Origin of the sequence: Exilibacterium tricleocarpae (assembly GCF_007004655.1) — a bacterium.
Taxonomy (GTDB): Bacteria; Pseudomonadota; Gammaproteobacteria; order Pseudomonadales; family Cellvibrionaceae; genus Exilibacterium; species Exilibacterium tricleocarpae.
Map to the genome: position 1 here is coordinate 68248 of NZ_ML660104.1, position 26971 is coordinate 95218.

Annotated in this window: 10 protein-coding genes; 3 read left to right on the forward strand and 7 right to left on the reverse strand. The window is 57.3% G+C overall.

What is annotated here, in order from left to right; genetic code table 11:
* Positions 1-6: 6 nt before the first annotated feature.
* From FKG94_RS22435 to FKG94_RS22445, 3 genes are all read right to left on the reverse strand, one after another.
* Complete coding sequence (locus FKG94_RS22435) at positions 7-1365, reverse strand: cytochrome ubiquinol oxidase subunit I (RefSeq protein WP_142929190.1); 1359 nt, start codon at positions 1363-1365, stop codon at positions 7-9.
* 86 nt (positions 1366-1451) lie between these two features.
* Positions 1452-2015: a GbsR/MarR family transcriptional regulator gene (locus tag FKG94_RS22440; RefSeq protein ID WP_142929191.1), complete on the reverse strand. Its 564-nt coding sequence runs from the start codon at positions 2013-2015 to the stop codon at positions 1452-1454.
* 276 nt (positions 2016-2291) lie between these two features.
* On the reverse strand, positions 2292-2498 hold the full coding sequence (locus tag FKG94_RS22445) for a hypothetical protein (RefSeq protein WP_142929192.1): 207 nt from the start codon (positions 2496-2498) through the stop codon (positions 2292-2294).
* Positions 2499-2605: 107 nt separating this feature from the next.
* Between FKG94_RS22445 and FKG94_RS22450 the strand changes: the two genes are divergently transcribed.
* Positions 2606-3814: an RtcB family protein gene (locus tag FKG94_RS22450; protein WP_142929193.1), complete on the forward strand. Its 1209-nt coding sequence runs from the start codon at positions 2606-2608 to the stop codon at positions 3812-3814.
* A 16-nt stretch (positions 3815-3830) separates the two neighbouring features.
* Positions 3831-4028 carry a hypothetical protein gene (locus FKG94_RS22455; RefSeq protein ID WP_142929194.1) on the forward strand — a complete coding sequence of 66 codons (198 nt, stop codon included), beginning with the start codon at positions 3831-3833 and terminating at the stop codon, positions 4026-4028.
* Here FKG94_RS22455 and FKG94_RS29625 read toward each other — a convergent pair.
* From FKG94_RS29625 to FKG94_RS22475, 4 genes are all read right to left on the reverse strand, one after another.
* On the reverse strand, positions 3983-4516 hold the full coding sequence (locus tag FKG94_RS29625) for a GNAT family N-acetyltransferase (RefSeq protein WP_142929195.1): 534 nt from the start codon (positions 4514-4516) through the stop codon (positions 3983-3985). The two genes, FKG94_RS22455 and FKG94_RS29625, sit on opposite strands and share 46 nt — an antisense overlap.
* 154 nt (positions 4517-4670) lie before the next feature.
* Positions 4671-4919: a DUF1272 domain-containing protein gene (locus FKG94_RS22465; RefSeq protein ID WP_142929196.1), complete on the reverse strand. Its 249-nt coding sequence runs from the start codon at positions 4917-4919 to the stop codon at positions 4671-4673.
* A gap of 132 nt (positions 4920-5051) precedes the next feature.
* Complete coding sequence (locus FKG94_RS22470) at positions 5052-5507, reverse strand: SRPBCC family protein (protein ID WP_142929197.1); 456 nt, start codon at positions 5505-5507, stop codon at positions 5052-5054.
* A 208-nt stretch (positions 5508-5715) separates the two neighbouring features.
* Positions 5716-7014 (reverse strand): serine hydrolase domain-containing protein, encoded by a 1299-nt coding sequence (locus FKG94_RS22475; RefSeq protein WP_142929198.1) that lies wholly within the window; start codon positions 7012-7014, stop codon positions 5716-5718.
* 571 nt (positions 7015-7585) lie between these two features.
* Here FKG94_RS22475 and FKG94_RS22480 point away from each other — a divergent pair.
* Positions 7586-26953, forward strand: coding sequence for a LysM peptidoglycan-binding domain-containing protein (locus FKG94_RS22480; RefSeq protein ID WP_142929199.1), 19368 nt, complete (start codon positions 7586-7588; stop codon positions 26951-26953).
* Positions 26954-26971: the final 18 nt, after the last annotated feature.

The window sequence follows — 26971 nt, forward strand, 5'->3', positions numbered from 1 at the left end:
TCCTCCTCAGGTACCGGGTTGGGGGTTTAGCGCCGCATCGGATACCGGTGTCTCCGGCAACTCCTGGTCCAGTTTGACCGCGCGGTTGGCCAGTACAAACAGAGTGCGCACATAGGCGACGATCAATACGCCGTAGAGGCTGAGATACAGCGTCAGCGACACCGCGACATTGGCGGGGGCGACGCTGGTCACGGCATCGGCGGTCAGCAGCAGGTCTTGCACCAGGTAGGGCTGGCGGCCGATCTCCGACACATACCAGCCGGCCAGGGTGGCGATCCAGCCGGAGAAGGTGGTGGCCACCAATCCTTTCAGCATCCAGTCGGGCCAGGTCTTGCGACGCAGCATCAAGATCAGCGCCGTCCACGCCATCACCAGCATCAGCACGCCGATACCCACCATAATGCGAAAGCTCCAGAACACCGGCGCCACCGGCGGGTGCCGGCCCTCGAATTCATTCAGGCCGCGCACCTCGCCGTCCCATTCGTGAGTCAGGATAAGGCTGGCGAGCTTGGGTATTTCCACCGCCCAGCGATTGCTGCGGGTTTCGCTGTCGGGCAGAGCAAAGAGCACCAGCGGTGCGCCGGTCTGGGTTTCCCAGACACCCTCCATGGCGGCGACTTTCGCCGGCTGGTGTTCGAATGTATTGAGACCGTGTAAATCCCCCACCAGAATCTGCACCGGGGTCAGTATCGCGGCCATCCAGATAGCGGTTTTCAGAGCCAGCCGCGGGCCCGGTTTCGGGTCGCCTCGCAACAGCCGGTAGGCGGAGATACCGGCGATCAGGAAAGCCGCGGTCAGGCCCGACGCCAGTAGCATATGCGTCAACCGGTAGGGCAGGGACGGGTTGAAGATAATCGCCCACCAGTCGAGCGGGTAGGCGACGCCGTCGCGCATCTCGAACCCGGTGGGTGTTTGCATCCACGAGTTCAATGCCAGAATCCAAAACGCCGACAGACTGGTGCCTATAGCCACCAGCAGGGTCGCCAGTGTGTGCACGCGGTTGGATACCCGCCCGACACCAAACAGCATAATGCCGAGGAAAGTCGCTTCCAGGAAGAAGGCGGTCAACACTTCATAGCCCAGCAGCGGCCCGGCGATATTACCGACAGTTTCCATGTAGCCGGGCCAGTTGGTGCCGAATTGAAACGACATGGTGATACCGCTCACCACACCCAGCGCAAAGCTCAGGGCGAACACTCTGACCCAGAAGCGATAGGCTCGCATCCAGGCGGGATCGCCGGTCATATTGAAGCGGATTTTGAAAAACAGCAGCACCCAGCACAGTGCCATGGTGATGGTGGGAAATAGTATGTGGAAACTGATATTGGCGCCAAACTGGATGCGCGAAAGTAACAGAGTGTCCATGGTTACTCCTGGAGACGTGGCGGTGGCAAATAGGTCTGAAACCCGCACCGCATTCAGCGGTTGGCCCGTTTGTCACCGGAAGGGTGTCAGGGGTCGTTGGCGCCCTTTTTTCCTCCCATCAATTTGTCTTTCATATCGATGACTTTGCTGACCCCGGAACCGAGTTTGAGCAGGGTGTAGAGCTTATCGGAACTGACGTTTTGCATGTCCGCGCTCCAACTGGTGAGCAGTTCGATCAGATCGTGCATTTCCTGCATGCGCGCCTGGGCATACTGTTCATCCTCGTTGGCAGGGGATTCCAGCAGTACATCGCGCAGCAGCGACAGGGTTGGGTCTATCTCCCGCTTGCGCCGCTCCTCGATCAGGGTGCGGGCGATCTCCCAGATATCCTCCGGGGCGGAGTAGTACTCCTTGCGGTCGCCGGGAATATGCTGCAGGCGGATCAGGCGCCAGGACTGCAGTTCCTTCAGACCCATGCTGACATTGGAGCGGGAAAACCCCAGCGCAGCGGCCATCTGGTCGGCATTGAGCGGTCTTTGCGTCAGTACCAGCAGCGCGTAGATTTGCCCGACAGTGCGGTTAATGCCCCAGCGGCTGCCCATTTCACCGAAGTGCAGTACGAACGATTGGATCATCGGGGTCAGATTCATAAATTTTCTGAATTTTCAAGAATTCCTGAAAATTCTAAAAGAATACGCTGTGATGTCAAGTACTATCTGTCCGGGCGTCCTCGAGATGGGTGTGGCGGTTGGGGCTGGGGGTTGCGTTAAGGGATAAATCGGACTATAGTCCGCGCCGCTCTGTGGAAATCACTTTGCGACTATAGTTTTAACCGTGGTTTTACTGCGGTTTTAGCCATATTTTTTTAAGTATGTTTTAAACCACACTTTCAACGACTCTTTCAACCACAGGAGGCTCAAATGGTTTTAGCAAAAATTATTTTCGTGTTGTTGAGCTTCACTGCCGGCAACACCGCCCGTTAAGTCAGCGGTTTTTTCCTCGACAAGATCGAGAAAGCTCAACAGATAGGTTTGGTTAGAAACTCTGCTGAAGAGTTCAACCCCAGAGCTTCGCTGGGACACCCGGCAACAAAACACAGCGCCGTTTTTATTCACGCAGCCGCCGTTGTTCATGTGCAACTTTTGACGGGTGCGCCGGCGTTACCGCCGACATTACTTCATTAACCGACAGGTGCCGGCGGCACTCGTGTCGTTACCTGTTGGTGAGAGAGGAAAAGGCTATGCCTGTACAAATGGAACTCAATAAAAATGCGCGCGACGGCCACAAACCGGTAAAGATATTTACCCGTGATATCGAGAACTCCGCGCTGACACAACTGAAAAACATTGCCGGCCTGCCCATTGTCCACGGGCATGTGGCGGCCATGCCCGATGTGCACACCGGTATCGGTGCCACCGTCGGTTCGGTGATTCCCACCCGGGAGGCAATTATTCCGGCGGCGGTCGGGGTCGATATCGGCTGTGGGATGAATGCGGTGAGGTTGTCGCTGCGGGCGTCGCAGTTGCCCGACAATCTGCGCGGCGTGCGCGAGGCCATAGAGCGCGCCGTGCCGGTCGGTGCCGGTGCGCACAAAAAGGTTTCCGCCCGTATGGGCAGTTGCCAGCGCCTGGCGCCGGAGTTGAATCACCTGTTTGAAAAGCATCCGGTATTGTTGAAGATGATGCGCCAGCCGCAGGAGACCTGGGTCAGGCAAATGGGAACCCTTGGCAGCGGCAATCATTTTATCGAGGTGTGTATCGATGAAAGTGATTATGTCTGGATTATGCTGCACTCCGGCAGTCGGGGTATCGGCAATGCGATTGGCCGGCACTTTATCCGGTTGGCCCGCAAGGACATGACGCGGCATCAGCAGCAGCTTCCGGATAAGGACTTGGCTTACTTTACCGAAGGCAGCGAGTGTTTTGACGACTACATAGAAGCCGTCGATTGGGCCCAGCGCTACGCCGGGTTGAACCGGCGCGAAATGATGGGGTTGGTAGTGCGGGCCATCGCTTTGCAGTTGCCGCCGTTTACAGCCATCGGCGAAGCCATTAACTGCCATCACAACTATGTGCAGAAAGAGGCGCACTTCGGTGCCGATGTCTACGTTACCCGCAAGGGTGCGATCAGTGCCAGGAAGGGAGAGCTGGGGATTATTCCCGGTAGTATGGGAGCCAAATCCTATATTGTCAGGGGTAAAGGCAATGCCGATGCGCTTTGCAGTTGCGCTCATGGTGCCGGACGGCGCATGAGTCGCAGCGCGGCGCGGCGGCGGTTTAGCCGCCGGGATATGGAGGCCCAGACCCAAGGCGTGGAATGCCGTAAGGACAAGGGTGTGATCGATGAAATTCCCGGTGCTTATAAGGATATTGATCAGGTGATGGAGAACCAGAGAGACCTGGTGGAGGTGGTACATACACTGAAACAGGTGGTCTGTGTAAAAGGCTGACAACTCAGGAGGTTATATGGCCAAGCAAAAAAGACGTAACCCTTATGCCTGTGATCCGATCATGCGCAAGGGCGGGGTTCACGAAAAGACCCACAAGGCGAAGCGCAACGCCGCAAAGCGAGCGATCCGGCAACAGGTTCGCGAGCGGCGCGGCGATGCGCCCGTTTTTTATGCATTATTCGAGGTGGATCGGTTTACCATGGCGATTCTTTGATCCGGGTCTGGAAGGACCGAACGCTGGTCCCGGAGTATTTCGCGGAGCTGAGGCCCACATGCGTTTTCTGGCATTTGAACGAAGTCATGACGCTCATAATACGGTTTATTCCAAGATAGGTGAGAGTAAGTCGTCAGCCAAAGCGGCTGGTCACCGCTCCAGGTTATCGCAAGTTTCAGTAGTGCAGTTCCAGCTCCCTGCCGCATTCTATCCGGATGCACAGCGATTTGGTCCAGGTAAGGCTCACCATCAACTAAGCAGAACACAACAAACCCTACTGGTTGGTTATGTTCGTTTACCGCAACATGTGCGAGTTCTTGTTCGATTGCTCTGGCCCATCGGATTGACTCTGCAACAATAAATGGATGATTGTTTGCAAAGCTAATATGAAGCCCGGCGTTAGTATAAAGCGTGCTTGCTTCGTCATCGATAGCGATTAGCGTTTCCAGCTCATCAGGTTGAGCTTTGCGTAGACCGTATAATTCCATTTTTCCAAACTTCACAAAAATTGAGGTGCTGCCACCTTCGCATAACGACGCCGTAAAGAGTACGCACTTTTTAGTGTGTCCGAATGGATGGCCCAGTTATCCATTAGTCTTTAATTCCTAATGAGCTTGCGAAACAAGACTCTTCCGCGTTTTATCAATTTGCAGCAACGCAGCCTTCTTCTTTTAAAACACGCTTGGTTGATGCTGGTGCATGCGCCAACAGCTCTTTTGGTCTAATGGGTCGTTCAACCAGATTTCCACCGCAATTTGGGCAGACCATCTTTAAAATGTTGTCTGCGCATGTTTTGCAAAAAGTACATTCAAATGTACAGATAACAGCTTCCCTCGACTCTGGAGGGAGGTCTTTATCACAACACTCACAATTTGGCCGTAACTCTAACATGTCTTTCTCCTTCTAGTTACATAACGAGCCTGTAGATTTGCTATTAGTGACAGTGTACTTAACTCAATTTTCATTTTTTATCAAAACAATAGAAGTTACTTTAACTGTCCCCGGAATACGCGCAGAAACTTGTTAAGCGGACTTTCCCCAGGCATCAACCATCAAGTCAAATCCTTGTTGCCAGCCATCTTCACTAGCAGAGATGCTGCCAGGCGGAAGCTCTCGCAACTCGCTCGCTATATCCTCACCGGTTTGCACAAATGTGACGACACAACCAGCTCCTTCTGGAGTAATATCAATGGAAATAATGTCGCTGTTCGGAGAGAATTGTGGCATCCCATACGTATACCGAAGTCGATGAGGTTTCTCGATTTCCAAATACTCGCCGGTCGCCTTGTATAGTGTTTCCCCTTCTTTGCGAGTGATTGTCCAACGACCGCCGACCGACAGATTGATGTCAAACGTTGTATTTTTACCCCACCATATTTGCATCGATTCCGGGTTCGTAAACGCATTGAACACAACCTCTGGTGAGACATCAAATCGACGGAGGATTCGGAGATGGAGCGTTTCGTTGGCTTCGGTCATATCAATACCTTTCTCAATTTTCTGAATTCCGGTGACAGTTTATAATGGCACTTACTTAAGAGGACTCGCACAATTTATCGAATTCCACTCCCACTCTCCCTTGATCGATATTGATTAAAAATACCGAGGGTAGGTCTACCTCTGGATAGGGCTTACAAAGCTCACCCAAAAAGTATGAACTATCCTAACGCGGGCCGAACTGGCTGAGCTATTCAACAGCCTGATAGACCAGTGCGCGAATTTTATCGTGGTCGTCAATCTCTCCGCTGGGCAGTAGCTGCGTCATATAGACCACGAGCATATCCTCTTCGGGGTCTACCCAATAAACTGAATGGTAAGCACCACCCCAGCCATAGCTCTTCAGTGTGCCCGGTCGCGCGAACTGCCCCAGGTCGCCGAGGACCCAAAAACCCAGGCCGAACTTGAGGCCGGGCCCTACCCATTGTTTGTCACTGAGGTGATTGGCGGTCATTAGTTCGACGGTCTTGCGGCTCAATAAGCGTTCATTCTGCAACTCGCCACCGTTGAGCAGCATTTGCAAGAACTGCGCATAGTCAGCCGCTGTCGATACCAGGCCCGCGCCGCCGGAGAAACTTTTACGCGGTCCCTGCAGGTGATGGCCCTGGCCGATAAACGTAGGGTCCGAATTACCGTGGGGATTTGCGGCCCGCTCTATGCCGTTTTCGGTCGCCGCGTAGACTACCGCCAGACGCTCAGCTTTCGCAGGTGGCAGGTAGAAGTGGGTATCGTTCATACCCAACGGCTCGAAAATCTCATCGCGAAAGAACTGGTCGAGCGGCTTGCCGGAAACGACTTCGACAACCGCGCCCAGAATATCGGTATTGTAACCGTAGACGAAAGCCTCGCCGGGTTGTTTGTCCTGCGGCAGCGCGGCGATGCGGGCGATGGTTTCGCGCACGGGCTCATCCCGATTGGAAAAATACCAAGTCGCCAGTCCCGCTTTTTGCCATTTATCTTTAGCCGGCCCATAGCCGTAGCCGATACCGGCCGTATGGCTCAGCAGATCGCGCAGGGTGATGGCGCGATTTGCAGGTACTGTTTTGTAGCCGCCTTTATCGTCGGCTGCGGCGACTGTGGTCTGCGCGAACTCCGGCAGGTATTTTCCCACCGGATCGCCGATTAACAGCTCACCGCGCTCCTGCAACATCATGATGGCGACACTGGTGATGGCTTTTGTCTGTGACGCGATACGAAATATTGCATCTTTTGTCATCGCTGTTTCAGCTTCCTTATCGCGCCAGCCGAATGCCCGAAAGTAAGCCACTTTCCCTTGCCGGGCCACCAGCATCACGCCACCCGGCAGCCGGTTGTCAGTTACATAGGTATCGAGCGATTTGTCCAGGCGCTGCAGGCGCTCGGCGGAGAAGCCCACTTCGTTTGCTGCGACTTCCCGAAGCTTGCGTGCTTCGCCCAGCGACGGCTGCACCAGGCTGGTTGCAACGATGAAAACCAGAACTGTTTTGACGACTGCATTGGACTTAATCATAGGGCTTCCCGGTTGAACGTCAGTGTTCTCGATAAAAGGTGGAGTATAACCACTGCCTTACCGAATTCAACGAATAGCGCTCGCGTCCTAATGGCACCGCCTTAAGCTGACCTCTGCCGGAGGGTGCCACCCAACCCGCTAGCCGCACCACCAACAGTGACTGCGTTACCACAAGAAACATCTCCATCATTTGCCGATTTCTGCGGATTACACCCCCACCAGTTAGCCAAGGGGAGTGGTCCCCTTCCAACATGTCGTACTGATTTAACCGAAGTAAGCGCGCATACAGGTTTTCCGCGACTGGTGCGAGCCTGTCCTGGCAGGCCCATTTTCTTTGGCAAAGTATACCTGTCGATGCATCCAATAGGGCGCTTTTTATGTGTTTCGACATTTTTATCGCTGCAGGACTAAACACTCTCTGCCAGTTCTGGATAACCCACTCAACCTGAGGCAAGCGGGGGCTGTCTTGGCGTGGTTATCAACCTCTATAACCGCCGCGTCGATTTCATATCATGCATCATGCCCCTTCCATGTTGATTTAAGCGACTTTAGCTAGAGAAGGGTAATAGTCATGGCGGTGATTGTAAGTGGGAATGAAGCGGGTTTGCTGGATTCTTCGCTGTCAGTGCTTAATCGCAACGATCGCAGCAAGAACAGTAACCTGGGGCAGGGCGAGCAGATCTACGTCAACGCCGCCAACGGCAACCTGCTGATCCAGCAACAGGATATCTTTTTGCCAAGCTTCGGTGAGGACTTTACCTTCGTTAGGACCTATAACTCACGCGGCACCATCACTAATGAAGAAAGCCGCCTGGATGCGCCCGAACACCAGGTCGACGATCCGCGCTGGCGTTTCTCCACCGGCGTCTTTTTGGAGTGGGCGCGGCCGGATGAAGACGAAAACCCGGCTATCGACGAAAACTATTTCTGGATTACCTACGGCGACGGCAGCAAGTTTGAATACCTCTACGACCAGGACCGGGGGCTGTGGGTCTCCACCGACGGTGCCGGGGCCTACGAGACACTGGAGCTGACTCGCGGCGAACTGGTGCCCGACGACGATGATTGGGACGATAACCGCATCTGGTACACCGTCACCCGCGCCGACCAGACGACTTACTCGTTCGATGCGGTGGGGCGGCTGCGCGAGACCATCGACCCCAACGGCGTCAATATGACTTACGAGTACGGCGGTAACGACCTGCTGTCGCGGGTGCTCGACGACAGCGGTCATATCCTGCGCTTCAGTTATGATTCCGACCGCCTGGTGCGCATTCGCGATGAAAACGATACCACCCTGGTGCAATATGCCTACGACAATGAGGATATCGTCGCAGTAACGGATCGCTTCGGGCATATCACCCGCTACACCTACAACGACGAGGGACTGATTACCAATATCCGACTGCCCGAACAACAGGTGGTCGACGGGCAGACACAGACGTTTGATCGGCGCGAGATCGAACTCAAATACGAGCGTCTGGAATGGGACAGCGGCTCCCAGGATGATATCGACGATACCGACAGCAAGGCCTGGGTGGTGCGCGAGATTATCGATGCCGGGGGTGGCAGCACCACGTTTGAATACAATTTTCAATTCCAGGACGACCCGACAGCGGCGCGGCGCTTCTTTGGCCACTACGACCGCGCCGAGGAAGAGGAGTATCCCGGCAACGGTGTGCCGGAAGACTCTGTGGACCCCTATTCGCATTTCAGCGGCGGCACCACGACCATGGTGGATGCCCTGGGCAATAACCGGGCCTTTTCCAACGATGCGCAGTTCAGCGCCTGGCGCCTCGCCAACGGCTACTACGCCACCTACAGCACCGCCCAGGCGGGCAGCGATCCGAGTTTTCAGGCGCAGGTGGATGCCATCCGCAACGCCCACAGCCTGACCTACAGTTACCGCGCCGACGGTTATCTGACCTCGGTGGTCGACCAACAGGGATTTGAAACCACCTATCAATACGACGGTTCCGATAACCTAATCGCCGTAACCGACCGCAACGGCTACGGTGCAATCACCAGCGACAGCAGTTACTACCGCGAACTCAGGAAAGAGTTGGGGTTTGTCGATGTGGCGGGCAATGGCAAGCTGGTTGCCGAACTCTCTGTTGCGGAGAAGCAGGCGCTGCTCGAGGCCTTTACCAGCCACTTCACCTACGATGACGATGGCAATTTGCTGTCGGCGACCGACAATGCCGATAACCGCACCACGTTTACCTACACCGACTTCAATAAAGTGTCGAGTTCCACCTCAGCGCTGGGCAACGCGCTGGTCACCAGTGACGAACAACAGTACCAGGAGAAACGTATTGCGCTGGGTTATGCAGCGCTGGTGGCAGATTTAAGTGCCGGCGATAGCCAGGCGCTACTCGATTTGCACACAACGTTTTTTGACTATGACGCCGGCCAAAACCTGGTTGAGCGCCGCGACCCGGGTGGCGATATCACCCGCTTCGATTACGACGCCAACGGCAACCAGATTCGTCGCACGGTCTTCCTCGATGCCGCTGACTTGAACGATCCGGCCAAGCAACAGGTAACGGAGTTTACCTACGATGCCTTCGGCAACAATATTCGCACAGTGGATGCCGAAGGCAATATTACCCACAGCGACTTCGACATCTATGGCAACCTGACTCAGTTTATCGATGGCAATGGTGGGGTTACCTCGTTGACCTACGATGCGGATAACCGCCTGCTGTCGGTCACCGACCCGGTGGGCAATACCACCCTCAATACTTACGACGCGGTGGGTAATCGTATCAGTGTGACCGATGCCAACGGCAATACCATTACCCAGGTGTTTGACCGCAACAACAATCTGATTGCCACCCTCGACCCTGTGCAGAACGATCCCGCCCAGGATCGGCTTACGCAATTCGAGTACGACGTGGTGGGCAACCAGACCGCAGTGGTCGATGCCGAGGGGCGTCGCACCGAGTTTGTATTTAATGCGCGCCGGGAGTTGGTCGAAGCCATCTCCGCGGAGGTGGTCGGCGCCGATGGCGCGACGCCGACCAGTTACAGCTCAACGTTTGCCTATGACGGTGAGGGCAACCGGGTTCGCGCCACCAACAACCGCGGTTTTACCACCGAGGTTTTGTATACGCAAAACAATCTGGTTCGCCAGCAGACCGAGCCCAACGGACAGATTACCCGCATCGTTTACGATGCCAACAACAACCAGATTCAAATCACTGCCGGGGTACAGTTGGCGCCGAGTCTGCGGCAGGTGCTGAGTTTCACTTACGACGAAGAGAATCAATTGGTCACGCAGACCGATGCTGAAGGCAATGTCACGCAATTTGCCTATGATGCGCCGGGCAATCGCGTCGCGGTGACCGATGCCAACGGCAATATCACCGAATTTGAGTATGACGGCAATAACCGCCGGGTACGGGAGATTTTTGCCGAGGTGATCGACCCGGTGACGCAGGCGCCGGTGCGCTACACCATCGATCATATCTTTGATGCCAACGGCAATGAAATTGAAACTATCGATGAGAACGGTAGCAGCACCCGCTTTACGTTTGACCAGAGCAATAAACTGTTGGTGGTGGAAGACCCCAACGGTATAAAAACCGTTTTTCAATACGATACCCGCGACAATAGGACTGCCGTTATTATCGGCGCTGATGTGACCGTCACTGAACCACCGCCGCCCCCCGAACCGACCCAGGTTATCCTCAGCTACGACGATTTCGAGAGCGGCCTCGGCAACTATGTCGACGGCGGTGGTGATATGCAACTGTACACCGGCGGCACCTTTGCGCACCAGGGCAACAACGCGGCCAATATACAGGATAACAGTGGTGTCGCCTCCTCGTTCTTCCACGCCGGCAGTTACGACATCACCGGCTTTGCCACGCTGGAGATCGATTTCTGGTACCACGCGGTAAGTATGGAGAACAATGAAGATTTCTTTGTGCAGTTGTGGGACGGCAGCACCTGGCAGACAGTAGCCACTTTTGCCCGCGGCAGAGACTTCGAAAACAATGAGTTCAAGCATGCGCTCGTTACTGTCTCCAGTGATGACTATAACTTTGCCGCTGATGCGCGGGTCCGCTTTATGGCCGATGCCAGCAGCAACGGCGACGACGTATACATCGATGAAATCGAGGTGCGGGCCATTACCGGCAGTGCACCCAATCCCGGTAAAGAGATCACCATCAATAATGTCGATGAGGCACAGATTACCCGCTATATCTACGATCAGTTCAACCAGGTTATCGCCCAGGTAGACGGCGTCGGTAATGCCTTGGCTGAGAGTGACGCTACCCTTTATCAAGATCTGCGCCAGGAGCTGGGATTTGCCGCCCTGGTGGCGGACCTGGCCCCCGCCGACCAGCAGGCGCTGCGCGATCTCTACACCCAGCGGTTTAGCTACGATCGGGTCGGCAACCAGATTGCTGCGACAGACAATCTCGGGCGCACCATCGCTTTTCAGTTTGACGCCCTAAACCGGATTGTCCAGCAGACAGACGCCCTCGGCGGGCAAGCGCAAATACGCTACGACGGCAACGGCAACCGGGTGGCACAGATTGACGAAGAGGGGCGCGTAACGACCTGGGCCTATGACAGTGTCGATGAGGTTGTCAGTATTACCGATCCCCTGGGCGTGGTAACTGCGCGAACCTATGACGATTTTCGCAATTTAACCGCGGAAACCCGAGCATTCGGCACTGTCGAGGATCGCACCAACACCTTCGAATACGATTTGAACAACAGGGTGATCGCCCAGACCGACCCCTTGGCTCACCGCCAAAGCTTTGAATACGATGCCGTGGGTAACCGTGTGCGCGCTGTTGACGGCCGGGGCAATTCTACCCAGTTTCTCTACGACGCCCTGAACCGCAATATCAAGATTATCGATCCGCTCAGTTTCGAGACCACATTTGAATACGATGGTGTGGGCAATAGAATCACTTCGGTTGACAGGCGCGGCGGCATCACACGGTTTAGCTACGACCCGGGCAACCGCCAGATTGAGGCCACCGATGCCGAGGGCCGCGTCGTTACATTCAGTTACGACCAGCGCGGAAATCGTATCGAGCAGCGTACCGCCGCGGGCACGGCAGATGAAGCAATCACGATTTTTGAATACGACGCTGAAAATAATTTGCGTCGTGTTATCGACGCCGAGGGCGGCATTACCGAGGCCGATTATGATCGGGTATACAACACGGTTGTCAGCACGGATGCCAATGGCAATGCCACCACCACCGAGTTTGACGCCCTGAATCGCACGATCCGCATTACCGATGCGGAAAACCAGACCATTCAATTTGTCTATGACGCGGTCGGCAACCGCCTGCAGGAAACCGACCCCCTGGGGCGCATCACGGAACTTGTCTACGATGCCAATGACAGGCTTATTCGCCGCATCGCTGCAGATAGTGTGGAGACGCACTTTGCCTACGACGAGGTGGGCAATCAGATTTCTATAACCCGGGCTGCCAATACCGCCGATGCAGTGACCGAAATCTTTCTCTATGACCTGGATGACCGCCTCATCAGTCAAACGGACGGTGCGGGAAATATCACCACCTTCCTTTACGACGAAAACGACAACCAGACACGGGTCACTGACCCCAATGGCAACACCACCCTGTTTACCCATGATGCCAACAACCAGGTAACACTTATCGAGGACCCGGAAGGTAACCTGGTGCAGTTGGCCTACGACGGCAACGGCAACCGTATTCAGGTCATCGACGGCCGCGGCAACGCCACTACCACCTACTACAATGCCAACGATGAAATCAGTTTGTCCGTCGACGCCGAGGGCTATGCCCGTTCCTTTGCCTACGACAATAACGGCAATGTGATCCGCGAGACTTTGCATATGACAGCGCTCGCGCTGCCGTTGGACCCGGCGCTTGAACCGTCGCCGCCGCTCAGTGCCAATGATCAGACGGTCACACTCGAGTATGATCGCCTGAACCGTATCACCGCCCGTATCGACGCTGAAGGCTTTCGCACGGAGTTTGCTTACGACGCGATAGGCAATCGGTTGGAGTTGCGCCAGTTCCGTGATCTGGCCGGCACCGATATTGCTGTCACCCGCACCTACTTTGACGATGTCAACCGCCGCATAGCCGAGACCAGCGCCGAAGGTTACCTGAGCGAGTTTGGCTACGATGCCGTCGGTAACCTTATTCGCCGGGTTACCTACGAGCAGCGTGTCGCCGCGCCCGGCAGCGCGACACCGACGCCGCAGCCCGGCGATAGCGGGCGCGAGGAAGCGTTTATGTTCGACGCGGTGAACCGACAGGTGCGCAGCGTCAGTGCTTTAGGTGTGAATACAGATTTCGAGTACGACAAGCGGGGCAATCGCACAGCCGTTATTGATGCTGCGGATACCCTCGATCAGCGGCGCACGGAATTTGCCTACGACGGCGCCGATCGACTGACCGACACTATCGACGCCCTGGGCACGGTCACCCGTTTGATACTCGATGGCAACGGTAATGTTATTGAACGTCGCGATGCTTTCGGCACAGGGCAGGAGCGTCTCACGGCTTTCGCTTACGACGGTAACAACAGGCTTATCAGCCAGACCAATGCCATCGGTGTTACCACGTTAATGGTCTACGACGGCAACGGCAACCAGGTCGCCATGACACGGGCGAGCGGTCTGCCTGAGGCGCGCACTGAAACCCGCGAATACGATAAAAACAATCGCCAGATTGCCACAGTAAATGGAGAGGGGGAGCGCGACGAGAGCGAATATGACGGTGCCGGCAATCGCATCCGCCTGATCCAGGCGCCCGGCCTTGCCGAACAACGAGTTACCGTCTTTGAATACGATCGGGACAATCGCCAGACAGCGCAGGTTGACGCCGAAGGTGTGCGCAGTGAATTTCGCTACGATGGGGCCGGCAATCAAATCGAGCTGATCGAAGCTGTTGGTGTGCCGAGTGAAGAGCGCCGTTTTCTCAGGGCTTACGATTTGGATAACCGCCTGGTGCAGGCCACCGACCCCCTGGGCGGTATCAAGGCGTTTGAATACGATGTGTTGGGCAGCCAAATCCGGGTGGTGGACGAGAACGGCGGCGTACAGATCAATGCATTCGACGCTATTGGCCGCCTGCTCAGCAGTCGCAGTGCCGGTGGTATCTTGACGGAAAACGCCTATGATCTGCGCGATAACCTGGTCAGCAGTGCGCTGTCGTTTGTCGATGGCAGCGATCTGCGGGTAACCGTGTTCGACTACGACTTGCTGGATCGCCAGATCACCGTCACCGATGCCAACGGTTACAGCACTGAAATCGCCTACGACGTTTTTGACAATCAGATTCAGGTAACCAGTGGTTTGTACCTGCTATCGGCCGCCGATCCGGATTACGAGGCAGCCAGGGCCGCCCTGGCGTTTCCGCAGACCACGGTCTCCCAGTACGATGCGGTCGACCGCCTGGTGAAGTTCACTGATGCCAGAGGTACGGAAACTGTTTTTGGCTACGACGCCGTGGGCAATCGAACCAGCGTGATCGACGGGGCCAATGTCAGCGGTGACCGGCTGAGTCGTTTTTCCTTTGATCTGGCCAACCGCCTGATCGAGTCCGTAAATCCCGAAGGCGGTATTACGCGCAATCAATACGATGCCCTGGGCCAACTGGTGCAAAAGTCGGTGTTACAAAGTGACGACGGCCTCGGTAATCAGGTCTGGATCGACACGGGTTTTGGCTACGATAACAATGGCCGCGTCGTAGAGCGCGTTGACGGCGAGGGCAATCGTGCTGAATACGAGTACGATGCCGTAGGGAACCAACTGCTGGTGCGGTCGGCGGCGGGCACTGCCGACCAGCGTACAACACGGTTTGAGTACGACCTGAACAACCGCATCACCGCTGAGATCGATGGCGAGGGCAATCGCACTGAGTTCGCCTACGATACGCTTGGCAACCGGATTCGGGTAACCGACCCTCGCGGTTCGATCACCCGGTTTTACTTTGATGCGGACAGCCGGCTGGTCAGCCGGCTCAACGCCGGCGGCTATGTGGTTGAATCCGAGTATGACTCGGCCGGTAACCGTTTGTTGCAAAGGGAGTTTTTCGGCGTTTTTAGCGGTGTTGCCGATGATTTCGTGCCGCCGCAGCCACCCACTTCACCACAGGACAGGGAAACCCGGTTTACCTATGACGGCAACGGGCAGCTGGCGACACGGATCGAGGCCGATGGCGCTGTTTACCAGTTCAGTTACGACGGTGTCGGCAACCTGGCGAAGGAGACCGATTCGCTCGGTCGAGAGACTCTGTTTGCCTATAACCTGACTAACCAGCTTACCGTACTTACGGCGGCCGATGGGGTTGAAACGCACTATGGCTATGACCTGGTAGGTAATAGAACCACTATCATTCGCGCGGCCAATACCGCGGCGGCGGCCGTTGAGACCTTTGATTATGACCTCAATAACCGCCTGGTTCGGGAGGTGGATGGACTCGGCAATACGCGCAGGACCCTGGCTTATGACAAGGCAGACAACCAGCTGGCGGAGACCGACGGTAATGGCAACAGCACGGTGTTTGCTTACGACCTCAACAACCGCCTGGTCGCCTTCAGTGACGCCGAGGGCGGCACAATCACCTATGGCTACGATGGGGTTGGCAACCGCACCGAGATTACCGATCGTAACGGCAACCCCGAGGTCAAGTTTTACAACGATAACAACCAGGTGACTTTCGCGATTGACCGCGCGGGTTATGTCACTGCGTTTGACTACGACGCCAACGGCAATATCGTCACTCAGACATTATATATGCAACCGCTGCCGTTGCCGATCGACCCGTCAGTGGCGCCGGTGCCGGTGATCGGTGGCAGCGACCAGGTTACGCGTTTTGAATACGACCTGTTAAATCGGGTGACGGTCCGTATCGATGCGGAGGGCTTTCGTACAGAATTTGTCTATGATGCCGCCGGCAATAAACTGCAAACTCGGCAGTACCGGGATCTGGCCGGGACGGATATAGCCGTAGGTTACAGTTACTTCGATGCGGTGAACCGGGAAATCGCCCGCCTCAGTGCCGAGGGTTATCTAACGCAGTTTAGCTATGACAGCGAGGGTAACCGTTTGAGTATTGCGGTGTTTGATGAACCTGTCGCTGTGCCCGCTACCGGTCTGCCCGCACCGGTGTCCGGCGATGCCGGACGCCTCGAGCAGTTCAGTTACGACGCGGTGGATCGCCTGGTGCGCAGCACTACGGCCGCCGGGGTAAACACCGACTTCGAGTACGATGCCAGGAGCAATCGCACGGCAACCATAGAGGCGGTCGGGACGGACGACCAGCGCCGCTCAGAATTTGTGTTTGATCTGGCCGACCGTCTGACCGATTCGGTCGATGCCCTGGGCTCGGTTGTTCATTTCACGCTCGACGGCAACGGCAACGTGCTTGAACGACGCGAGGCGTTTGGAACGCCGCAGGAGCGGTTGACGGCCTTTGTCTACGATGGCAACAATCGGGTCGTCAGCGAAACCGATGCGATCGGTACGGTTTCCACGTTTGCCTATGATGCCAACGGCAATGTTGTCAGTGCGACCAAGGCTGCGGGGCTTGCCGAACAGCGCATTGAACTGTTCGAGTACGACCGTAACAACCGCCGCACAGCCGAAGTCAACGGCGAGGGTGAACGCACGGAGTCGGCCTATGACGGCGCCGGCAATCGCATTGGCCTGACCCTTGCCCCGGGGCTTGCCGAACAGCGTATCAACACCTTCGAATTCGATCGTGACAACCGTCTGGTTGCCGCAGTTGACGGCGAAGGTGTGCGCGTTGAGTATCGCTACGATGGTGTTGGCAACAAAGTGGAGACCATTCAGGCGGTCGGCATTGCCGGCGAGCAGCGCCACACATTCTATGCGTATGACCTCGACAATCGCCTGGTTCAGGTCACGGACCCGCTGGGAGGGGTGACCCAATATACCTACGATGTTCTCGGCAACCAGACACAGATTATTGATACCAGGGGCGGTTTGCAGACCAATGTGTTTGACGCTTTGGGAAGACTAGTCTCGAGTTTGTCAGCCGGCGACATACTGACGACCAACAGCTACGACCTGCGCGGTAATATCCTCAGTACCACCCAGTCTTTCGGCGACGGCAGCGATGCCCGCACCAGCCACTACCGTTATGACTTGCTCGATCGTCAAACGGTGATTACCGACCCGGAGGGCTTTAGCACTCTTATCGATTACGATGCTTTCGGCAACCAGACGCGGGTGGATCACGGGCTTTACCTGCCGCAACCCGGCGATGCGGATTATAGTGCCGACAAAGCGGCGCGGGCCTTCCCGCAAGTCAACCGGTTTGCTTTCGATGCCGCCGACCGACTGCTGAGCGTCACTGATGGCGAAGGTAATATCACCACCTACGCCTACGACGCCGTCGGCAATCGAATCCGTCTGACAGAGGCGGCCAATACCGAGCCGCGCATCACCACCTTCAGCTATGATCTCGCCAACCGATTGCTGGAAACCCGGTCCCCCGAGGGCGGGATAAGCCGCAACAGTTACGATGCGGCGGGCAACCGCACGGCAGAGGCGCTGCTGCAAAGCGATGACGGTCTGACACAAGTGTGGATAAACCGCACCTTCGAGTATGACGCCAACGGCCGTTTGGCGGCGGCTACAGACCCTTACGGCGTGCGCACCGAATATGCCTATGACGCCGCCGGTAATCAAACATTGATGAGAGCTGCGGCAGGCACTGGCGATGAACGCATCACGCGTATGGAATACGATCTGAATAATCGTTTGCGTGCGGAGATTGACGCCGAGGAAAACCGCACTGAATTTGAATACGATGCCGCGGGCAATCGCATCAAAGTCACCGATGCCGAAGGCCGGGTCGCGCGGTTTTATTTTGACGGCAGCAACAACCTGGTCGGAATATTGGACGCCGAGAGTTACGTTAACCACTTTGGCTATGACGCTGCCGGCAATCGGGTGAACGAAACCATTTTTATGACGCGGTTTGTCGGTCCGGTTGACGACTTTGTGGCGCCAGCGCCACCTACGGCTGCCGGCGATCGCACCTTTACCTCGACTTTCGATGGCAAGGGGCAAGTGATTGAGCGTATCGAGGCCGATGGCAGCACTACCGGCTTCGAGTACGATGCGGCGGGTAACCTGTTGCGGGAGGTGAAGTTCTCCAACACCGATGCCCCCCGAGAGTTGCTCTATAGCTATGACCTGAATAACCGCCTCGCCACCTTCATCGATGTCGACGGTACTGTCACGGCTTTTGGCTACGACGGCGCTAACAACAGAGTCAGTGAAACCATCACCAACAGCAGCGATCCCAACGCTGTGCGCCTTACGGTTTTTGAATACGATCTGAATAATCGTTTGGTGCGGGAGGTGTTCGATCCCGCGGGTTTGAATCTCGTGCAAACCACCGACTATGATCTGGTCGGCAACGCAGTGGTCAACACCAACCCGAATGGCGACGCAACCCTGACTGAGTACGACCTGAACAACAGGGCCGTTCGCCAGATCGATGCTCTCGGCAACGATACCCTTTTCGCTTACGATGCCGTCGGCAACCAGGTGTCACTGACCGACGCCAACGGCCAGGTTACGGATTTTGTGTACGACGGGAATAACCGGGTGATTCAGCAGATTGCCCCCGCCATTGTGAAGTACACCATAGACGGCGGTTCTGAGAACCTGCGCCCGGCCATTACCCGGGTCTACGACGCGGTCGGCAACGAGGTGCAGGTCACCGACGCCGAGGGCTTTGTCTCTACCCGCTACTTCGACAGCAATGATCGGATCGTCGCCGAGATCAATGGTGACGGCGTGTTGAGGGAGTTTAGCTACAATGCGGCCGGAGAGATAACCGGCGAAACGCTCTATATGACCAGGCTGGCCGGCGCCGCACCCGATCCGCAGACGCGTCCGGCGCCGCCGGCGGGCGAGTCCCGCAGCACTGCCCGGGAATATGATTTAAACGGCAGGTTGACCCGTATTTTGCTGCCGGCGGTTGAGGTCACCACCCTGACCGGCACCGACACCGACAGCCCCACTGCCGTGACCGCAACCGTGCAACCGGAAGAGCGCTTTAGCTATGACGCGTTCGGCAACCAGGTCGAGGCGTTCGATCGCAACGGCAACCGCACGCTGGCCTACTATGACGTCAAAGATCGCCTGGTGGCGCAGGTCGACGCCGAGGGGTACCTGACCGAATTTGATTACGACGCCCAGGACAATGTCGTCGAACAACGGATATACACGCAGCCTTTGGATACGGCTGCGCTGGGCCCCGACAACCGGCCGGCTCCCCCGGGTGGTGAGGTCTACCAGACCAACCGCTCCTATGATACGGCCAGCCGTCTGATCGGGGAGTTGTCGCCGTCGGTGGAGGTTTTCGACCCGGCGACGCTGACCACCACCGAGGAACGGGTACTGACGCAGTTTACCTACGACGGCGTCGGCAACCAGTTGTCGCGGACACTGGCGGCGGGATCGGCCCAGGCGTTTACAGAATATACCTACTACGATGCACTCAACCGCCAGGTCGCTATTATCGACGGCAATCGTGTAGTCAACCTGTTCGGTTACGATGCCAACGGCAACCAGACGCTGGCCAAGCGACTGTTTAACCCGGTGGCGGCCGGTGTCGACCTGGCGACACTTTCCGGCAGCACCAACTTTAACGTCCTGGTCGGTAACAACAGCAACGATCAACAACTCAACCGACTTTACGATGCTTTGAACCGCTTGTCTTCGGAAACGGAGTTGATGGGACCCGGCAGTGGCGACGACCTGGTGCAACAGTTCGGCTATGATGCCAACGGCAATCGCACGCGGGCGGTCGATGCCGACGGCTTTGTCCAGCAGTTCAGCTACGATGGTGTCGGCAACCTGATTAAGTCTGTCAGCCCCGATGCGAGCGGCACCATCTATGATTACGATGCTGCCGGCAACCAGATATTTGCGTTTACCGGTCAACTCGACAGTATTCCGGCGCCGGCGCTGGATACCCGTGTCACCCTGGGCGAGGCGCTGACAGTGGGCTGGGAGCTGCCGGTCGATGCCAGAGTACAGTCTTACGTTGTCTACGACACCGTCAGCCATATCGATCTCGACAGCTACGCCAACCAGACCCCGGTGCTCGGCACCTGGTTCAGTACCAGCGGTTCGGCGGCCATAGCCACCGACGGCCTGAATCCCGGCGACAGTGTTTTCTTTCGTGTCGTCACCCAGGATGCGGCCGGCAGCCTGACCTGGACGGCGGAACAACGGGTGACTATCGCGCCGCGTATTACCGATGTGGCGGTGACTCAAACCGGGCCCGACGCCCTGGATATCGACGTCCGGTTTGACGCCGCTGTGGCGGCGCCGACACTGTTTTTCGGTATGAGCGGCAGCACCGACACGCCGGTTGCTCTGGTGGATCTGGGTGGCGGTAACTTCCGCGCTTCCCTGAACGGGGTCACCAACCCGCAGGAGTTGTTTTATCGCATCAGTTGGGAAGACGGCTCGGGCGCCGCGTTTGTCAGTGAGGAGTTGCCTTTCGAAGCGTTGGGCGATCATGTGGGGATCAGTTCCACCCTCAGTGAAACTGCCGTGGTATCGGGTCCGGATACGTTTTATCAGGTGAATGTCGACACGGTGGTGCCGGCGGGCACGGCGGCGGGGCTGCTCGGCCTGGCGGCAACCTGGCGCGGCATCGACGATCCCGCGATCAGTGGCAGCGCCAGTGTTGAAGGCGTTGACAGCGGGCTCGGCTTTTCCACGTTTGGCCTGGTGCTGGGCAGCGAAAGCCCGCTGCCGGCGGGTAGCTATACCGTTACCCTGCGCGCTGTCGGCGAAACTGAGGATTTGATATTAGATACTTTTGAGGTGACGGTCGGCAGCGGGTTGGTGACCGGTATCGAACGCAGTGCCAGTTGGACCGTGCCCGCCGGCGTCGATGATGCCCAAGTGGTGATTGTCGACGGTGTCAGGGTGGCGGCAAGTCGCGAGGGCGAGCGCCTGGTTGCCGCCCTCGACCTGCCGACGGCGGGAGCGACGCTCGGCTACAGCGCTTTCTACGGCACTGCAGTGGCCGAGAGCCACACCACCTCTGTCACCTCGACGGAGATCACCGAGACCGATGAAAGCACCACCCCGCCGACGGTGACCACACTGGGATTTGATCTGGCGATTGCCGCCGAACTGGCAGCGGCTGAGGCCGCCGCTGTCAACGGCGATCTGCGCCTGGCCTGGCGTGCCGCCGGCAGTGGTACCGAGTTTGCCAACCAGGAGGTCATGGTCGCCGCCGGTTCTACTTACACAGCCACCTTGCCGCTGTTGGAGGCCGGTGCCTACGATCTCAAAATCTTTTATCTCGACAACAACGGCAATGAGGTCATCGTCGACTGGTTGCGCGCCGATACCGCCGTTGCCGACATCACGGTGGAGGGCAATTCTGTTGTCATAACCGCCAGCGAGACCGCGGGTGAAATTACCTTGGCGGCCGATGATACCATTGTCGTCGATCCCGGCCTCTACAGTGGGCCGGTTTCCGGTGCGTTGAACAACCTGGTGCTGGCGCCGGTGGCGACCGGTAACCTCGGCGACAGTATCGCCGTCGATGGTCGCAATGCCGGTTACTTTACCGAAAACCGCTACGATGCGCTCAATAACCGTATTGCCACCAATGCCGAAAACGGCGTTTGGCGAGAGCTGGGTGTCGACGCCAACGGCAATGTGGTCGCGACTTACAGTTTTGGTGAGGAGGGGGCGGCTAATGCTATCGCAACCTTTACCGCCTTTGACGGCCGCAACCGCGAGGTCGCCAGGTTTGCCGCGCCCGCACAGGTCGACGGGCAGGTTGCGCCGCAGCGCGCCGTCACCCGTTTTGTGTACGACGTGCAGGATCGGGTGGTGGCGGAGATCGATCCCCGGGGCGGCACCACCTCCCGCACCTGGAATGCGTTGGGCAGCCAACTGACCGAGACCGATCAACTGTTTAACACCACCACCTTTCGCTACGACCGGCTCGGACGCAACACCGCGGAAATCGACGCACTGGGTAATACCCAATACAAGTTCTACGATACCGTGGGCAATCAAATACAAGTAATCGACGGCGAGGGAAATTCCACCGCCTTTGCCTACGATGTCTTCGGCCGCCGCACGGCCGTTACCAATGCTTTGAATCAAACCGTTACCATGGCGTACGATCAACGGGACCGCTTGGTAGCCGCGACCGACGGTCTCGGGCAGACGACCACATACGCGTACGACGGTCGCGACAATCGAACGGTAACCATAGACGCCAATAACCACCGCACGGAACAGGTTTGGGACGGTCTCGGGCGGGTGGTAGATACGATCACTTTCCAAAACGGCCAGACTGTGCGCGATAGCAGCCAGTATGACGCCTACGGCAACGAGGTGGCCACTATAGATGCCGAGGGCCGCATCACCAGCAATATTTACGGCGCCTTCGGCCGCCTGTTGCAGAGAGTCGACCCGGCCGGCCGCGTCACTTTCTTCGAGTACGATCAGCAGGGCCGCCTTATTCGGGAGTGGAACCCCTCGAGCGGCAAGGATATCAGGAGGAGCTACGACGATGCCGGCCGCCAGTTGACCGTGAACGACCTGGGCACCGGTGTCAGCACCGCCTACCGCTACGATGTGGCCGGCAATCGGCTCAACGAAGTGGTAACCACCCCCGGCAATGCCCACAATCGCAACGTGACCCACGCCTACGACGCCGTCGGCCAGATGGTGCGCTGGGCCGACAGCGTCACCGGTATGCAAACCAATTACGAATGGGATGGCGCCGGCAACCTGCACCGGGCGTTTACCGACCCCGGTTACGACCCGGATGGCGAAGGGCTCGGTGCCGGGACTCTCTTCGTCGACCATGTCTACAGCTATGACGGCAATAACCGCGTTACCCAAATGACCCAGCGCGGTGAGCTCGACATGCAGTACAGCTACGACGCCGCCGGCAACCGGATCATGGTCAACAGCCGGGGTGTGCTTACCGACTACTTCTACGATGCCAATGGCCGGGTGATCCGCGCCGAAAGCGGCGGCAACACCAGTGCCGACTGGCAGTATGACAATGTCGGCAATGTCACCCGGTTTCGCACTTTTGACAGTAACGGCTCGGTCGATAAGGTCATTACCAAACAGTACTTTGAAAACAACCGCAATTTCTTCACCAATGACGACGGCCAGCAGACTACGCTGACGCTGGATAAAAGCGGCCGGGTTACCCGCACCAAACTGGTCGATGACGGCGATACCTTTTATTTCGACCACTTTTACAACGCTGCAGGTTTGGAGACTCGCATCAATGCCCGCGGCAAGGACGTGGGTGGCCGTACGACAAACCGCTACGATGAAAACGATAACCTGGTGGAGACCGATAAAGGTGAGGGTGACAACCAGGATAGTAACGAGATTTTGCACTTCGTCTACAACACCGACAATCAAATTCTTTTTCGCTCCAACGAGACCGGCAAAGACAATGTGGTTCTCGATACGGAATTTGCCTACGCCAACGGCAACCCGGTGGGGCAGACCGGCCAGACTGAAGATGCCGCCAGCGAAACCCTGCTGGATACGGGGCGCTACAATCTTGTGCAGCCGTTGGGCGAGGATTTCCCGGATACCACCGTTACCTCGGTAACCGCAGCCGCGGGTGATACCCTGCAGTCCATTGCGGCGGTAGTCTACGGCAACCCGAGTCTCTGGTTTGTGCTGGCCGAAGCCAACGGCATCCAGCCGGGGGAGGCGCTGCGTGAGGGACAGCGGCTGGTGATCCCCAACACGGTGGAGACCGGGCGCCTGACGGCAGATACCCACGTCGTCTATGACGAGGGCGAAATTATCGGCTCCACCCTGCCGAACCTGAAATCGGACCCGCAGGACGGCGGCTGCGGCGGCTTCCTGGCCATTATCATCATCGTCGTGATTGCCGTGGTTGCCATCATTGCGACGGCCGGTCTGGCGACGGCCTTTTTGGGCGGCGCCGCCGCGGCTGCCTCGGCGTCCCTCGGCGCGCAGGTTGCGGCTTTTGCCCTGGCCGGGGCGATTGTCGGGGCGGCTGCGTCGATAGTGCAGCAGGGGCTTTTTATCGCCCTCAATTACCAGGATGAATTTAGCTGGCGCTCGGTTGCCGCGGGCGCTGTCAGCGGTGCCCTGTCGGGGGCGGCCCAGGGGGTCGCCTTTGCGCAGAGCGTCGGTGCGATCGCCAACCTCCGCTTTGCCAAAGCTGCCGCATCGGCGCTGAAGGTGGCATCGGCGGCCAGTAAGCAACTTATCGAAAACGGTAAGATCACCTCCTGGACCAGTTTGGCGACCGCCGCTCTGGGCTCGACCAACAGCGGCGTCAATGTCGACGGCGCCACTATTGAACTGGCGGGTTTTGTCAGCGATGAAGCCCTGAGTTTTATCACGCCTTGGGTCGAGCTTACCGAGTCGGCGCTTCGCAATAACGGCGAGCTGAGTGCCACCGACTGGACCAATGCCATCAGCAGCACGCTCAGCGCCGCCTATGCCGCCGACGGTAAATCCTTTGGCGGTGACACAGTCTTTGCGAGGCTGGGTCTGGCAGATACGCAGAGCCTGATCAACCTGGCGGCCGGTGGCGCCCTGGCATCGTTCGACAAGGATGCGGGTATCGACTATATCGCCAATGCCATCGGCAATGAGGTGGGTTCATTTATCGGCCGGCAGATCGTTGCCGTTACCGGCCAGGCGGAGCTGACGCGGGAAACCCTGGCCAACGCCCGCCAGCAGAGGGCCGATGCGCGCGCCGCCAGAAACAATACACCGGCGGCCAATGAGCCGATGACGGCGGTGGGTACCGAGGCCGATCCCGATAAATTAACAGCGCCGGCGGCGGCCTCCAGCGATGATATTTCACCCCCGCCGGGCAGCCCCGAGGACACCCCGGTGCTGACCACGCTTGAAGATGCCGACGGCGATCAGGTAACGGACCCCACGTCCATACGGCGCATAGAGCCGGAGGACACTTTCTGGACCATAGCCAAGGGGCAATTCGAGGCCCTGGGGCTGAATCCCACCAATGCGGAGATTCAACGCCAGACACAGATTCTGATGCAGTTGAACCCCGATCTCGACGCGCGCAACCTGCCGCCCGGGGAGGAGTTGATTCTTATCGCGCCGGACTCGGGTATTGACGTGAGCCAGGCGACGGTTGATCGATACGAGACCGATGCCAGCGCCGGCTTGCAGGAGTCTCTCGCCGCCGGGCGGTTGGAGGACAGTATTGTCAGCCGCCTCGACCCGCTCGGTCTCGGCGGGCTGGATGCCGGCGCCGTAGTGCCTCCGACTGAGGTGGCGCTCACCGAGGAAGAGCTGCTGGACCAGGCGTTGCAAAACTTCTTGGCCGAAAAGCAGGCCGAGGTTGATATCTTGACGAGCACGCCACTTGAAGAGCTGAGAGATAATCGCCGCAAAGCGCTTATTCTCACCGAAGAAGAACTCCAGGATTTGAGAGCCGATGTGGAGCGGGGTTTCGATGCCGAGGCTGGTAAGGTCGAGATATCGGGAGAATTCTCCCAGGTTGCCGAAGCGCTGGGTTTTGAACTGACCTCAGTGACTCGGTATCTTCCTTCAGTCGGACCAGGAGCACCGTCGGTGCCCATTGAAGTGCCGGCGCTGTCGCTCGGCGATGCCAATACTTTCCTGGCCGAGTTGGAGGCCTCCTTCGCCTTTGACTTCGAGGACGGTACCCAGCGGCGCTTGGCCTTTATTCCCGAGGGGGTGACGCCTGAAGAAGCCAAACAGGCGGTGCTGTTCGATATCGGCAAGCGAGCTGATGCTCTGCAGGTGGCGTTGATTGTGGATGCCATCGATATCGCTGTGGAGGCCGGGGGCGGACTGATCGATACCACCGTCGCCTTTAACCAATCGACATTCAACACGATACAGGTGCGTCTGGCAGAATCGTCCACCGACGACTTCCTGCGTCGGCAGGAAGCTGAGTTCAGTCGTACGGTTGATCTGCAGGCAGAGTTGTTGGAACAGGTCCGCGAGGGCAGTTTCTTTGAACGATTACAGGCATCATTCGCCCTGAGTGCAATTGGGCAATCTATCGAGGGGCAGGCCACGGGTGTGTTCATCGCCTCGGAGGTAAACCGTATCGACCAGGCGATCGACTTTTCCTTTGACGAGGATGCGCCGGCTGATTTGCGCTCAGATGCGCAGACAGAGTTGATTCTCGAAGGGGCGCTACTGGCTGTCGATATTGCTTCACTGGGTGCCGGTAAGGCCGCGAGCGTCGCTACCAAGGCATTCCGCGCCGCCGAAAATCTGGCGACCGGTGCGCGCCGGACCGTCAGGGGACTGCGTTCAGGTGAACTGGCGTTCAGGCGGTTGCCGGTGTTTATCGACAGGGCAGCCCTGGCCGGCAGGCTCAACAGCGGTCTGCCGCTGGATGCGATCAGACTGCGCAATCCTATTGTACGGACCGCCGACAACGTTTTAACCCCTGCATTGCGGCAAAGTGACGATCTGTTTGATGTTCTGGACAATGTGAATGTGTCCGGACTCACGACGAGGCAGACCGGAGCCTTTGGCGAGGAGATTGCAGAGCGCTTCCTCAGGCAAAATGACTTCACGGATATATTCGCCGTACAAAACAGAAGCAATAACGGCATTGATATTGTCGCCAGAAACAGCGACGGCGTGTTGCAGTTTTTTGAAGTCAAAGCCTCAAAGGTCGGCCAGATTGGTAACTTATCGAGACGACAGCAAAACTTCACCGGTTTTGTCGAGGAGATTCTGACCGACGCCGCCAATAGAACCGGGCGCTATCAGAATATCGATGCGCTCACCCAGCGCAATGCCAGAAGCGCATTGCGGGATTTCCGGGCGACTATCAGTCGCGGGGAGGAAATTTCCGGGTTCGGTATAGGAGTTGATCTAAAGGCACAGCAGTTGCTAATATCTCCCATTAGATAAGTGGCAGCCAGGTGACAG